Annotated in this window: 12 protein-coding genes; 4 read left to right on the top strand and 8 right to left on the bottom strand. The window is 71.6% G+C overall.

Going from position 1 to position 12,340, the window contains the following annotated elements; all coding sequences use genetic code 11:
* Window positions 1–283 precede the first annotated feature (283 nt).
* The 8 genes from Q8W71_RS26655 to Q8W71_RS26620 form a co-directional block, all read right to left on the bottom strand.
* On the bottom strand, window positions 284–2,851 hold the full coding sequence (locus tag Q8W71_RS26655; protein WP_305528436.1) for a TonB-dependent receptor: 2,568 nt from the start codon (window positions 2,849–2,851) through the stop codon (window positions 284–286).
* 232 nt (window positions 2,852–3,083) lie between these two features.
* Window positions 3,084–3,725 (bottom strand): hypothetical protein, encoded by a 642-nt coding sequence (locus tag Q8W71_RS26650; protein ID WP_370875550.1) that lies wholly within the window; start codon window positions 3,723–3,725, stop codon window positions 3,084–3,086.
* A complete protein-coding gene (locus Q8W71_RS26645) occupies window positions 3,725–4,606 on the bottom strand; it encodes an ABC transporter permease (protein WP_305528435.1) in 882 nt (293 codons plus the stop codon). The genes Q8W71_RS26650 and Q8W71_RS26645 overlap by 1 nt, the downstream gene beginning before the upstream one ends.
* A complete protein-coding gene (locus Q8W71_RS26640) occupies window positions 4,603–5,349 on the bottom strand; it encodes an ABC transporter ATP-binding protein (protein ID WP_305528434.1) in 747 nt (248 codons plus the stop codon). The genes Q8W71_RS26645 and Q8W71_RS26640 overlap by 4 nt, the downstream gene beginning before the upstream one ends.
* Entirely contained in the window at window positions 5,346–5,582 is a 237-nt protein-coding gene (locus Q8W71_RS26635; protein WP_305528438.1) for a hypothetical protein, read from the bottom strand. The genes Q8W71_RS26640 and Q8W71_RS26635 overlap by 4 nt, the downstream gene beginning before the upstream one ends.
* A 251-nt stretch (window positions 5,583–5,833) precedes the next feature.
* Window positions 5,834–6,268, bottom strand: coding sequence for a cupredoxin domain-containing protein (locus Q8W71_RS26630; protein WP_305528433.1), 435 nt, complete (start codon window positions 6,266–6,268; stop codon window positions 5,834–5,836).
* Window positions 6,269–6,327: 59 nt separating this feature from the next.
* Entirely contained in the window at window positions 6,328–7,311 is a 984-nt protein-coding gene (locus Q8W71_RS26625; RefSeq protein WP_305528432.1) for a YVTN family beta-propeller repeat protein, read from the bottom strand.
* A gap of 128 nt (window positions 7,312–7,439) precedes the next feature.
* Window positions 7,440–8,708 (bottom strand): ABC transporter substrate-binding protein, encoded by a 1,269-nt coding sequence (locus Q8W71_RS26620; RefSeq protein WP_305528431.1) that lies wholly within the window; start codon window positions 8,706–8,708, stop codon window positions 7,440–7,442.
* A gap of 168 nt (window positions 8,709–8,876) precedes the next feature.
* Between Q8W71_RS26620 and Q8W71_RS26615 the strand changes: the two genes are divergently transcribed.
* The 4 genes from Q8W71_RS26615 to Q8W71_RS26600 are packed head-to-tail and all read left to right on the top strand — an operon-like array spanning window position 8,877 to window position 12,337.
* Window positions 8,877–9,422, top strand: a complete 546-nt coding sequence (locus Q8W71_RS26615; RefSeq protein ID WP_305528430.1) for a DUF3280 domain-containing protein — start codon at window positions 8,877–8,879, stop codon at window positions 9,420–9,422.
* Window positions 9,423–9,456: 34 nt separating this feature from the next.
* A complete protein-coding gene (locus tag Q8W71_RS26610; protein ID WP_305528429.1) occupies window positions 9,457–10,182 on the top strand; it encodes a (5-formylfuran-3-yl)methyl phosphate synthase in 726 nt (241 codons plus the stop codon).
* Window positions 10,179–10,778, top strand: a complete 600-nt coding sequence (locus tag Q8W71_RS26605) for an amino acid kinase family protein (protein WP_305528428.1) — start codon at window positions 10,179–10,181, stop codon at window positions 10,776–10,778. The genes Q8W71_RS26610 and Q8W71_RS26605 overlap by 4 nt, the downstream gene beginning before the upstream one ends.
* Window positions 10,775–12,337, top strand: a complete 1,563-nt coding sequence (locus Q8W71_RS26600) for a DUF6513 domain-containing protein (RefSeq protein ID WP_305528427.1) — start codon at window positions 10,775–10,777, stop codon at window positions 12,335–12,337. The genes Q8W71_RS26605 and Q8W71_RS26600 overlap by 4 nt, the downstream gene beginning before the upstream one ends.
* The last annotated feature ends 3 nt before the right edge of the window (window positions 12,338–12,340 follow it).

Genomic DNA, 12,340 nt, shown 5'->3' with positions numbered 1-12,340 from the left:
GCCGCCCGGGTGGCCGGCCGACTGAAGCCTGACCCCGCGGGCACCGCCCCGCCGCCCAAACCCGCGCTCAGTCCAGCGCGGATCCCTGCTGGACGCCCCTGGGATCGCTCCCTCGGCGCCGGGCGGCAGGTGAAGGACAATGAGCATGTAAAAGGAAAAAAGTCAAGGGAAATCGTCTGGCCGCCGTCCGGGACCGGCGGCGCGGCCGACGCGGAAGGAGCCGCGCGCCTTGCGGCGCGCGGCTCCCGAACCCCGGTGCTGCTGCGATCGGTCCCGGCTGCGATCAGTACTTGCGGATGATCGGCTCCGCCGACATCGGCACCGGGTCGGCGCCGAAGGCGTACTTGATGCCCCCGTAGATCGACAGAGGCTGGGCCAGCGTCGTGGTGCGCGGGTCGTTGATCCGCAGGTTGCCGGCCACCGGCCCGGTCTCGGCGAAGGTGCCGAAGGTGGCGTAGCGGTTGTTGGTCAGGTTGGTGACGAAGCCGAACACCTGCAGGTTCTTCGTGACCTGATAGCTCGTGGTGAGGTTCACGGAATAGTAGGCCGGCAGCTTGCGGTTGATGTTCGACTCGTCGCCCCGGAAGTAGGACGAGGAGAAGGCCGCCACGTTCAGGCCGAACCGCCATTGCGGCGTGACGTAGACGTCGAAGCCGGCCTTGATCTGGTGGTTGGGCACCAGCGGCACTTGGTTGCCGCGGCGGACCTCGATCGCCCCGTCGTTGGCGAGCGGGTTGTTGGGCGAGGACAGGGTGCCGTTGAACTGGAAGGTGGCGTCGATCAGCGCGTAGTTGGCGTAGACCCGCAGCCAGTCGGCGCTGTACTCGGCGCCGACTTCGAGGCCCTGGCGCTGGGTGGCCGGGACGTTCACGAAGTAGCCGCGCGCGGCGTTGCCGGGGGTGGCGAGCTGGATGATGTCGTTGGCCAGATCCGTGCGGAACACGCCGGCCTTCCAGGTGACGAGGCCGCCGTCGTAGAAGTCCGGCATCGTGCCGCGGAAGCCCGCCTCGTAGGTCTGCGCGGTGACCTGCTTGAGCGGCGGGTCCGCCACCAGCGAGTTCGGCAGCAGGCAGGGCCGGTCGGGGTTGGCGCAGGCGAGCTCGAGCGGGGTCGGCGCGCGGTTCGACTCCGAGTAGCTGCCGTAGAGCGACAGGGCCGGGGTGAAGCGGTAGGTCAGGCCGGCGACCGGGTTGATCTTGTTGTAGTAGTGGCGGCCGGTCACGTCCGGCGAGAACCCGGTCAGATCCTCGGTCTCGATCCGCGCGAAGTTCAGGCGCGCGCCCGCGGTGAGCGACAGGGCGTCGGTCACGTCCAGGGTGTCGAGGGCGTAGAGGCCCATGTACAGGTTCGAGCCGCTGACCGAGCTCGGGGCGATGCCGAGCGCGCCGGCGGTGCGGATCTGCTGGCCGCCGAGCCCCGGCACCACCCCGTAATAGGGGTTGATCGGGTTGGTGGTGATCTGGAGGTTCGGGTTGATCACGCCCAGCGTCGAGGACGACTTGAAGCCGTAATAGGCCGAGTCGATGCTGCCGCCGACCACGAAGGTGTTGCCGAAGCCGAGGATCCGGTCGCGGTTGGCCGCCTGGAGCGAGCCGCCGTAGCCCTCGGCTTCGGTCTTGGTGGTGTCCAGCGTGCCGTAGGGGACGTTCGCGCGGAACGGCGTGCTCTGGTTGAGCCGGTCGAGGATCAGGAACTGGTTGCGGAAGGCGAGCTGCGACTGGCCGGCGCCCGGGCTGAAGCCGTCATCCTCGAAGCACAGCGAGCCGCGGAAGCTGGAGCGGGTGCTGCAATTCTCGAAGTTGCCGTCGTTGCCGTCCACGTAGGTCTGGCTGAAGCGCCGGTAATAGGCGTTGCCGGCCAGATCCCAGGTCGGGGAGAGATCGACCCGGCCGGTGAGCTGGAGCGTGCCGACCTCGGTGGTGGTGGTCTGCGGGTAGGTGAAGATCGCCCGGTTGTCGTAGCGGGTGAAGTCGACCGGAGTCGCGGCGGCGGCCCCGAAGAAGCTGCGGGCGGCCAGGCCGATCAGGTGGAACTCGGCGTCGGGGGTGCGGTAGCCGATGTCGCCGTAGACGCGGCCGATCGTGCTCGGGCTCTCGTAGCGCCAGCCGCGGTCGTTGAAGCCGTCGCCGGTGAAGTACAGGCTCCAGGGGCCGCTGACCTTGCCGTACTCGAGGTAGCCCGCGACCCGGCCGTCCGAGCCGCCGTAGGCGGTGATCTCGGTGCCCTGCCACGTGAAGCCGTTCTTCATCTGGATGTTGATCGCGCCGCCGAGCGCGTTCAGGCCGAAGACCGGGTTGCCGGTGACCACGTCGATGCGCTGGATCGCCTGCGGCGGGATCAGGTCGAAGTTGACGATGTCGCCGAACGCCTCGTTGATGCGCACGCCGTTCTGGTAGACGGCCAGCCCCTGCGGCACGCCCTGCACCGGCGAGGCGGTGAAGCCGCGATACGTCACGTCGGTCCGGTTGAAGTTGCCCTGCGAGTCCGAGACGTTCAGGCCCGGCGTCACGCGCGCCAGGGTGAAGACCGGGCTGTTCGTGGCGGTGTCGACCGCGATCTGCTCCGCGGTGACGGTCTCGACCGTGCTCGGGATCTTCCAGAGCGGCTGCTCCGAGCCGCGCAGGCGCGGCCGCACCACCGGCCCGGGCAGGACCGGCCCGGCCTGCACCACGCCGTCGAAGTTCGCCGCCCGGCTGGTGATCCCGCCCCCGGCGCCGACCGGCGAGGTCGCGACGACGCTGATCTCGTCCAGCCGCACCGATTGCTGTGCTTGCGCGGGCTGCGCGATCATCGATCCGGCCAGGACCGACGCCGACGCGACGAGGCTGCCCTTGAGCGCCCGTAACGACATCCCCAAACCCCTCTTTATTCTTGACCCGTCGACGTCCGTTTCTCGACGGACTTGAGATCTGTGTGTCGGGTCGGTCCGGGGGCCGCAATCGCAGGGCGGACACTTTCGCGCCGCAATCGGCGCCGCCACCGCGCTATCGGGGTTCGCGTGGCGAACGCGTCACAGTTTTTTCAGCATTTCCAAAGAGTTGAGGACGTTCAAGCAAATCCGGTCGGGATGATTCGGCAATGCCTCACAGGCGCGCCTGGATCTTCCGGGCGATCTCGCCGAGCCGCTGCTCCAGGAGTTGCGGCACCTCGCAGACGTAGGTCAGCGACTGGCTGCGCTCCTGGAAGATGCGCCGGTCCCAGGCGAATCGGCTCTCCTGGTCCGACTGGTCCTTGGGCAGTTCCGAGGCGTCGGTGGCGCTCGGCGCGTCCTTGGTCTGGCTGATCTTGTCGGCCTCCTCGCGGATGCGCTCGGCCATGCGGCGCTGGCCCTGCGCGTAGCGGGCGATGCCGCTCATCACCTTGTCGCGCTCGCCGTTGAGCACCTCGAACACCCCCGCGTAGACGCGGGTCAGCCCCTTGTCCCGGGCCGCCTTGTCGGCGCCGAGCTTGGCCACGTAGGCGTCGAGCAGCCCGTCGACCTCGGACAGGTCGGTGCGCCGGGAGGCGATCTTCTGGGCGAGCGGCGCGGCGAGCGGGTCGTCGCCCCAGTCGGCGGCCGCGGCGACGTCCGGCCCAGTCCAGAACTGGCCGGGGCTCAGGTGGGCGACCCTGCGCTGGACGCAGGGCCAGTCCGGGTCGGCCTTCGGCTGGGCGAGGGCCGGAGCCGCCCCCAGCGCGAGGGGGACGGCGAGGGCGAGGGGAAGCGTGCGGGTCATGGTGTGCATCACGGTGTCTCTCCGGCCGGGCCGCCGCGCCGGGCCATCAGGCCGCGCCCGGGATCGTAGGCGACCACCGCCATCCCGAAGAAGGCGAGCGCGGTGCCGACGACGACCGCGCAAGCGAGCGGCTCGAATTGCAGGTAGAGGGCGAAGCGGACGAGCTGCACCGCGTGGCTGAACGGGTTCAGCTCGCAGATCCAGTACAGCGTCTCCGACGATTCCCGGATCCGCCACAGCGGGTAGAGCGCCGAGGAGGCGAAGAACATCGGGAAGATCACGAAGTTCATCACGCTGGCGAAGTTCTCCAGTTGCCGCACCAGCGAGGACAGGAACAGGCCGATCGCCCCGAGCATCAGCCCCGACGCGAGGAAGGCCGGCAGCGCGGCGAGGTAGCCGAGGGCCGGGATGTCGCTCTCCCAGAAATACGCCACCGCCAGGAAGGCGTAGGCCTGGACGATCGACACCGAGACGCCCGCGATCAGCTTGGCGAGCAGCAGCGTCCAGCGCGGGTAGGGCGAGGTCAGCAACACCTTCATCGACCCGACCTCGCGGTCGTAGACCATCGACAGCGACGACTGCATGCCGTTGAAGAGCTGGATCATCACCGCGAGGCCCGGCACCACGTAGACCTCGTAGAGCACGTAGGTCTGGTAGGGCGGCTCGATCGACACGCCGAGCGTGTTGCGGAAGCCCGCGGCGAAGATGAACAGCCAGACCAGCGGCCGCACCAGCGCCGAGAAGAACCGCTCCTTCTGGTTGAAGAAGCGCAGCAGCTCCCGGCGGACGATGCCGCCGAGGCAGATCAGGTAGCCGACCGCGTCGAGGCGGCCGAGGCGGTGGCGGGTCTCCGGCCGCGCGGCGGCCTCGACGGTCCGGCTCGAACTCACGCGGCCGCCCTCCCCGGGTCGGCCACGAGGCGGCGGAAGGCGTCGGCCAGCGTCTCGCCCGGCCGCGCGAGGTCCCCCGCCCGGCCACTCGCGACGACCTGTCCGCGGTGCAGGACCACCGCATCGTCGGCGGGATCGATCTCCTCGAAGATGTGGGTCGCCCACAGCACCGACAGGCCCTCGTCGCGCACCAGCGCCCGGACGATGGCGACGATGTCGGCCCGCGATTCGAGGTCGAGGCCGACCGTCGGCTCGTCGAGGAGCAGCAGCTCGGGGCGGTGGACCAGCGAGCGGGCGATCTCGATGCGCCGGGACTGGCCGCCCGACAGGGTGCGGACCTTGTCGCCCCGCCGGTCACTGAGCCCGACCCGGTCGAGCAGTTCGGCGATCCGGACGCGCGCCGCGCCGCGGGCGATGCCGTGGAGATTGGCGTGGTACAGGAGGTTCTGCTCGACGGTCAGGTCGGTGTCCAGGGTGCGCGCCTGGAACACCACGCCGAGGCGCGCCAGCGCCCGGGAGGGCTCGCGGTCGAGGGGATGGCCGAAGATCGCCACCCGGCCCTGCCGGTTGTCGTAGAGGCGGGTGATCACCGAGAACAGCGTGGTCTTGCCCGCCCCGTTCGGGCCGAGCAGCGCCGCGAAGCGCCCGCGCTCGACGCGCATCGACACGTCGGCCAGCGCGGCGCGCGCCCCGAACCGGTGGCCGACGCCCGCGACCTCCAGGGCGGGGGCCGCGCCGCTCATCGGCCGAGCGCCTTGCGGGCGTCGGCGACCGCGTCGAGGCACTCGTCGAACTCGCCCTCGCGCTGCTCGCGCTCGGCCACCCGCAGGCTCTTGTTGAGTTTGGGAATCGCGGATTCCGGCGGGTTCGAGGCCAGCGCGTCGCGGATCATCGTGATCCCCTCGGCGCAGGACGAGGCGTCGTCGGCGGCCAGCGCGGGCGTCGCGATCAGAACGGTCGCGAGTGCCGCCGCGATCCCCCTCCCCCCCGACAGATCTCGGGCTTGCCCGAGATCTGCGCGCCTCCTGCCGAAGTCGGGCAAGCCCAACGTCGAGCGGGGGAGGGTGGCCTGCGAAGCGGGTCGGGAGAGGGGAGCGCCGTGTCCGGACAGCGCGCGACGGGCGCCACCTCCTCCAGCGTCGCGCTGCCCCCCTCCCCCCCTGCTGCGCAGGGGACCCTCCCCCGCAGAGGGGGGAGGGAGAGCGGTGTGGCTGAAACAGGCGCCCATCACTTCACCGTCAGGGTGCCGGTCATGCCCTTGGCCTCCAGGCCGCGGGCCGCCCAGGTGTAGGTGCCGGGCTTGATCGCCACGAACTCCACCGCGATCTCGCCGGGCTCGTCGAACTCCAGGTGGTCGGGCGGGCCGCCGCCGTGGATCTCCTTGTGCTCGATGACGATCTGGTTGAGCCAGATGTAGCGGAAGAACTCGGGCGCGTAGAACTTGTACTCCTGCCCGCCCTTGGCGACGATCCGCAGCCGGTAGGCCTTGCCCGATTCGAGGGTGATGTCCTTGTTCTCGACCGCGAAGTCGTTGCCCTGATCGTTGCCGAGGACGAGATCGGGCAGGTTCTCGCGCTTCTTCGTCAGGTCGAGGGCGAGCGCCGGCCCCGCCGCGACGAGGGCGGCGAGGCCGAGGGCTGCACCGGTCGGGAATCGTGTCATGCCGCTTTCCACTCTTCCGCCGCCGTGACCGGCGCGCGTCCTCGGACGGGTCCGACAGACTATTTCGAGGAGATCGCCACGCCCCAGGGCAGCAGGCCGACCGGGATGCTCTTGATCACCTTCTCGGCGGCCACGTCGACGACCGAGACGTCGTTCGAGGTGCCGTTGGTGGTGAACAGGTACTTCTGGTCCGGCGTGAAGGCGAGCTGCCAGACGCGCTGGCCCACCGGCAGGTACTTCTCCACCGCGTAGGTCTTGGCATCGACCACCGCCACACGGTTGGCCGGCCCCAGGGCGATGAACGCCTTCGATCCGTCCTTGGTCAGGCGCACGCCGACCGGCTGGATCGCCTCGTCGTTCACCCCCGGGATCTTGAAGGTGATCTTCTTGATCACCCGACGGCTCGCCACGTCGATGACGCTGACCGTGCCGCCGACCTCCGCCGAGACCCACAGGACCTTGCCGTCGCCGGAGAACTCGGCGAACCGGGGGCGCGCATCCACCAGCACGTTGTCGATCACCTGGAAGGTCTTGGTGTCGATGAAGTGCGCCATGTTGGTGGTCTCGGACGTGTTGACCAGGATCTTCCCGTCCGGGGAGAGGCCCATGCCCTCCGGCTCGACGCCCACGGGCACCTCGGCCAGGACCTTGTTCTTCTCGATGTCGATGATCGTGACCTGGCTGTCGTCCTCGTTGGCGACGTAAAGCGGGTTGCCGGAGGGGTCGAGGATGAACTGCTCCGGGTCGGGGCCCGAGCGCAGCGAGCGGACCACCTTGCCGGTGGCGGTGTCGACCACGTCGATGCGGTCGTCGTCGCTGGCGCAGACGAACAGCTCCTTGCCGTCCTTCGAGACGGTGACCCCGCGCGGGCGCCGGCCGACCTTCCAGGTCGCGGTCACGGCCAGCGTGTCGGTGTCGATGACGCTGACCGAGTTGCCCTTCTCGTTGGTGACGTAGGCGGTGAACGCCGCGGCCTCGCCGCCGCCCGCGATCCAGGCCGCGACGGCGACCGCAACCCAACCTGCCTCGACCCGGCGGCTCATCCGTTCCCCTCCCTGGCGGCCCCGTGGGCGCCCTTGTCCCGGCGTTCCCGCGGGACGCTTCCCGGCGCCGATTGTAGTGCGTCGCCCGCGCGTTGCGAGGCCGTGACCGCCTGCCGATCGCCGCAGCCTCACTTGAACCTGCACGTCGTCTCCGGCTGGTCGACGCCGAGCGTGTCGAGCGGGGTGCGCTGGTGCAGGAAGCCCTGCTCCGGCGCCACCGAGACCAGGGCCTTGGGCTGCACCACGATCACCGGCTGGCGCATCTGGTGGTCCCAGGGGCGGAAGCTGAGCGAGACGCCCTTGTAGGCCGGGAGGCCGAAGGCCGGGTCGGTCAGGTAGGGGACGAGGACGGCCGGGTCCGAGGTCTTCTTGGCGGTGGCCGCGTCGCCGACCGTGCGGACCGCCATCCAGACCTGATAGTCGAGCGGGCGCATCAGCCGGCCCGCGAGGCGGCGGAAGCGGTTCTGCGCCTGCGCCGCGCCCCAGGTCTCCAGCACGGGCGACCACGTGGTCGGGGTCAGCGCCTGGGTGCCGCCCACCGGCCGCGGGTCGACGGTGCGGTAGGGCACGTAATCGCCCCAGTCGCCCTCCTCGTCGGCCACCACCGCCATGTCGTAGTCGACGCCCCGGGTGAACACCATCGCCTCCGCCCGGGTCGGCGTGTCGCCCCGCGCCTTGGCCAGCGGCCCGAAGGTCCAGGGCTTCTCGGCTGTGATCTTCAGGGCGAATTTCTTCGCCGAGTTCCGCACGGCGTCGGCGTAGGCCTTGTCGGCGTCGGTCGGGCCGACGATCAGAAAGATCTTCCGCCAGCGCATCACCGCGAGGTACTGCGACAGGGCATCGGTCAGCATCGCCCGCGAGGGCAGCACGTGGTAGACGTTGGCGCGGCAATCGGCCCCGCGCAGGCGGTCGTCGGGGGCGCCGGCGTTGAACACCGCCGCGCCCGAGCCCTTCACCGCGTCGGCCACCGCCAGCACCTCGTCGGCGGGCAGCGCCAGGACGAGGTAGCGCACCCCCTTGCCCACGAGGTCCTTGGCCGCCTCGACCGCGCCGGGGCTGCCCTCGCCGAGCGCCCGCGCGTCGAGGACGTAGCTCTGCTTGGTGAAGCGGCCGGTGGTGTTGTTGTCGGCGATCGCCATCTTGGCGCCGGCCAGCCCCTCGTCCTCCGGCGGCGCCTCGGCGTCGTAGGAGGACGGCGCCGGCTGCGGCCGGTAGATCAGGCCGATCTGGGTCTCGGCGGGCTTGGGCGTCTCGGGCGGCGGGGCCGCGGGCTCCTGCGCGCGGCCGGGCCCGACCAGGGCGAGGAGGAGGCCGAGGGCGAGCGCGCCGCGGAACCGGGGGCGTCCTGGCCGCTCCACCAGGCGCGCGGCGACGGCATCTCGTGCAGGATCGTGCATGCGCGCGGCTTCTCACAGCTTGCGCCCCGGGTGCAACGCCCGGCCCGGTCGCCAGGCCCCACGTGGGGCGGGGCGATGGCCCCGTCCATTGCCAATATGTCCTGCCGCACGACCTATGCGCGCGAGAGCCCGGCCCCGAGGCCGGGGAGGAACGCTGGAAGGATCGCCATGCACGCCCGCGCCCCATCCCATCCCGGCCGCGCCGCCCTGGTCCTGCCGGCCCTGGTCCTGCTGGCGCTCAGCGCGCTCGCCGGCCCGGCCGCCGCGGCCGAGACGGCGGCGGTGTTCCCCGTCGAGATGTTCGATCCGGCCGCGAGCTACGGCAGCCGCACCCGGCCCGCGGACGCGAAGAAGCTCGCCCTCGTCACCGAGGAACTGCGCACCAGCCTCAAGGACAAGGGCGGCCTCACCCTCGTCGACACCGCCCCGGCGGCGGCGCAGATCGACAAGGAGGGCCCGCTCTACAAGTGCAACGGCTGCGCGAACGACATCGCCAAGGGCCTGGGTGCGAACCTCGCCGTGACCGGCTATGTGGAGCGCGGCGCGAATCAGATCTTCAACCTCAGCGTCGTGATCGCCGAGGCCGGCAGCGGCAAGGTGGTGCGCGGTGGGCAGGTGACGATCCGCGCCGACACCGACGACACCTGGGCGCACGCGATGCGTTGGGTGGTCAAGAACCGCTTGCTGGCCGAGCCGCTGCCCGGCAAGTCCTGATCGCCTCCGATCGTCACACCGAGTGCGCAACCCCGTGTCCGCGTTCCCCGATTCCGGTCTGCTCCATCCCCCGCTCGATGCCCCGCTCGCGCGCCTCCTCGTCAGCGTGCGCGATCCGGCCGAGGCGGAGGCTGCGCGGCTCGCGGGCGCCGACCTGATCGACGCCAAGGATCCGGATCGCGGCGCGCTCGGCGCTCTCGACGCGGCGCGCGTTCGCGAGATCGTCGCCCGGATTCGCGCGGAAGGCGGGGCGCGGACGAGCGCCGTGGCGGACGGGCCCCGGGGTATCGCGGCGATGGCCGCCACCGGCGTCGACTGGGTCAAGGTCGGGCTTCTTCCCGGCCTCTGGGGGGACGCGGCGGCGCTCGCCCGCGCGGCGGCGGCGGCGCCCGGGCGCCTCATCGCCGTGCTGTTCGCCGAGGACGAGCCGGGCCCGGAGCTGGTCGGCGTCCTCGCCGCCGCGGGGTTCCGGGGCGCGATGATCGACACCGCGGGCAAGGCCGGGGTGCGGCTGACCGACCTCGCCGAGCCGCACCGCCTCGGCACCTTCACCGCCGCCTGCCGGGCGCACGGGCTGATGAGCGGGCTCGCCGGCTCCCTGCGGGTCTCCGACATCCCGGCCCTGACGGCGCACCGCCCCGACTATCTCGGCTTCCGCGGCGGCCTGTGCCGCGACCTCGACCGGCGCAACGGCATCGACCCGCTGCGGGTCGCCGAGGCCGCCCGGGCCCTGCGGCCCGGCGCGCGGGACGCGGCGTGACGGCGGTCGTCAAGATCGGCGGCAGCCTCGCGGCGGATCCGGACCGGCTGCGCGCCCTGCTGACCGCACTCGCCGACGGCGCGCACGGGCCGTGCGTGATCGTGCCGGGCGGCGGCGCCTTCGCCGACGCGGTGCGGGCGGCCCAGGTGGCGGAGGGGTTTTCGGACGCCGAGGCGCACCGCCGGGCCCTCGACGCGATGGGCCGGATGGCGGATCTTTTTTGTGGTCTCGAGCCGCGGCTCACGGTGACGGTCGCGCCCAGGGCCGACGCCTCCCGTCCCCCCGCAGAGGGGGGAGGGAGCGCGGCGGCTGCCGTGTGGGACCCGGTCCTGCTCCGCCCCGGCCACCCGGACATCGCGGAATCCTGGGCCGTCACCTCGGACAGCCTCGCCGTGTGGCTCGCCGCGCGGATCGGCGCCCGGACCTGCGTGCTGGTGAAATCCACGGATGCCGCGCCCGGCCTCGACCCCGCCGGGCTCGCCCGCGCCGGCCTCGTGGACGCGGCCTTCCCCGCCTTCGCCGCCCGCTTCGCCGGCGACATCGCCGTGTGGGGCCCGGGCGGCCCGGTGCCGGTCGTCCGGCGGGCGGCGGCGTGAGCATCCCTGAGCACATCGTCTTCGTCACCGGCCGGCTCGCCCGGGCGCGGCTGGAGAAGACGCTGGCCGGCCTGCCGGCGGACCGGTTCCGGTGGAGCATCGCCGACGCGGGGGTGAAGGTCGCGGCGCTGATGACCGAGGAGATCATCCGCCGCCGGGTCGAGATCCCCGAGGGGGCGACGCGGATCGTCCTGCCCGGCCGCTGCCGGGCTAACCCGGAGGCGCTCGCCAATCATTTCGGGCTGCCGGTCGAGCGCGGCCCCGACGAGATCGTCGACCTGCCGGCCTGGCTCGGGCTCGCGGGGCGCAAGCTCGACCTGTCCCGGCAGGACATAAAAATCTTCTCCGAGATCGTCGACGCCTCGAAGATGACGGTCGCGGAGATCCTGGCGAAGGGGCGCGACCTCGCCCGCCGCGGCGCCGACGTGATCGACCTCGGCGGCCTGCCCGACACGCCGTTCCCGCATCTGGAGGAGGCGGTGGCCGCGCTGAAGGGCGCGGGGCTCACGGTGAGCGTCGATTCCTTCTCGATCGACGAGCTGACCCGGGGCGCGCGGGCCGGGGCCGACTATCTCCTGAGCCTCAACGAGGAGACCCTGGACCTCGCCTTCGAGACCGACGCCGTGCCGGTGCTGGTGCCGATGCGCCCGGACGACCTGCCCTCCCTCGACCGGGCGATCGCGCGGATGCGCGACGCCGGCCGGCCGTTCCTGGCCGACCCGATCCTGGAGCCGATCCACCACGGGCTGGTCGATTCGATCGCGCGCTACCGCGACACCCGCGCCCGCTGGCCCGACATCGAGATGATGATGGGCACCGGCAACCTCACCGAGTTGACCGAGGCCGACAGCCTCGGCGTTACCGCGCTGCTGGTGGGGATGTGCTCGGAGCTGGCGATCCGCAGCGTGCTGATCGTGCAGGTCTCGAACCACACCCGCCGCACGATCGAGGAGCACGACGCGGCGCGCCGCGTGATGTACGCCGCCCGCGAGGACGCGGCCCTGCCCAAGGGCTACGGCCGGGCCTTGCTGGGTCTCCACGACAAGCGGCCCTACGTGCAGAGCCCGGAGGAGGTGGCGCAGGCGGCGGCCGAGGTGCGCGACCCGAACTTCCGGATCGCGGTCGCCGCGGACGGGATCCACGTCTACAACCGCGACATCCACCGGGTCGGGACCGACGCGATGGCCTTCTTCCCGGAGCTGGATGTCGCGAGCGACGGCGCCCACGCTTTCTACCTCGGCGCCGAACTCGCCAAGGCCGAGACCGCGTGGCGGCTCGGCAAGCGCTACGTGCAGGACGAGCCCCTCGACTGGGGCGCCTCCGCCGACGCGGAGGTCGAGGACGCCACGGCCTTCAAGAAGGCCGGCCACACCCGGCATTCCGGCCCCGACGCGCCGCCGCCCGGCACCCGCGATGCCCGGCTGACGCGGCCGGAGGCGGACGCCGCGCCGCCGGAGACACTCTCGGAGCCCGAGGTACGCGCCGAGGCACCCGCCGAGCCGCCGCCGAAGTCAAAAAAGATCGTGTGCGGGCGGCTGGTGCCGTCGGACGAGTCGTAGAGA

The sequence above is a fragment of the Methylobacterium amylolyticum genome (assembly GCF_030700245.1).
Classification (GTDB): Bacteria; Pseudomonadota; Alphaproteobacteria; order Rhizobiales; family Beijerinckiaceae; genus Methylobacterium.
The sequence above is the reverse complement of the archived record's forward strand: the minus strand, read 5'-3'. Positions and strand labels throughout refer to the sequence as shown.

Bases quoted from the DNA above. Each gene is read 5' to 3' on its own strand.
- Q8W71_RS26655 (WP_305528436.1), bottom strand. From the start codon at position 2,851: ATGTCGTTACGGGCGCTCAAGGGCAGCCTCGTCGCGTCGGCGTCGGTC.
- Q8W71_RS26650 (WP_370875550.1), bottom strand. From the start codon at position 3,725: ATGCACACCATGACCCGCACGCTTCCCCTCGCCCTCGCCGTCCCCCTC.
- Q8W71_RS26640 (WP_305528434.1), bottom strand. From the start codon at position 5,349: ATGAGCGGCGCGGCCCCCGCCCTGGAGGTCGCGGGCGTCGGCCACCGG.
- Q8W71_RS26630 (WP_305528433.1), bottom strand. From the start codon at position 6,268: ATGACACGATTCCCGACCGGTGCAGCCCTCGGCCTCGCCGCCCTCGTC.
- Q8W71_RS26625 (WP_305528432.1), bottom strand. From the start codon at position 7,311: ATGAGCCGCCGGGTCGAGGCAGGTTGGGTTGCGGTCGCCGTCGCGGCC.
- Q8W71_RS26620 (WP_305528431.1), bottom strand. From the start codon at position 8,708: ATGCACGATCCTGCACGAGATGCCGTCGCCGCGCGCCTGGTGGAGCGG.
- Q8W71_RS26615 (WP_305528430.1), top strand. From the start codon at position 8,877: ATGCACGCCCGCGCCCCATCCCATCCCGGCCGCGCCGCCCTGGTCCTG.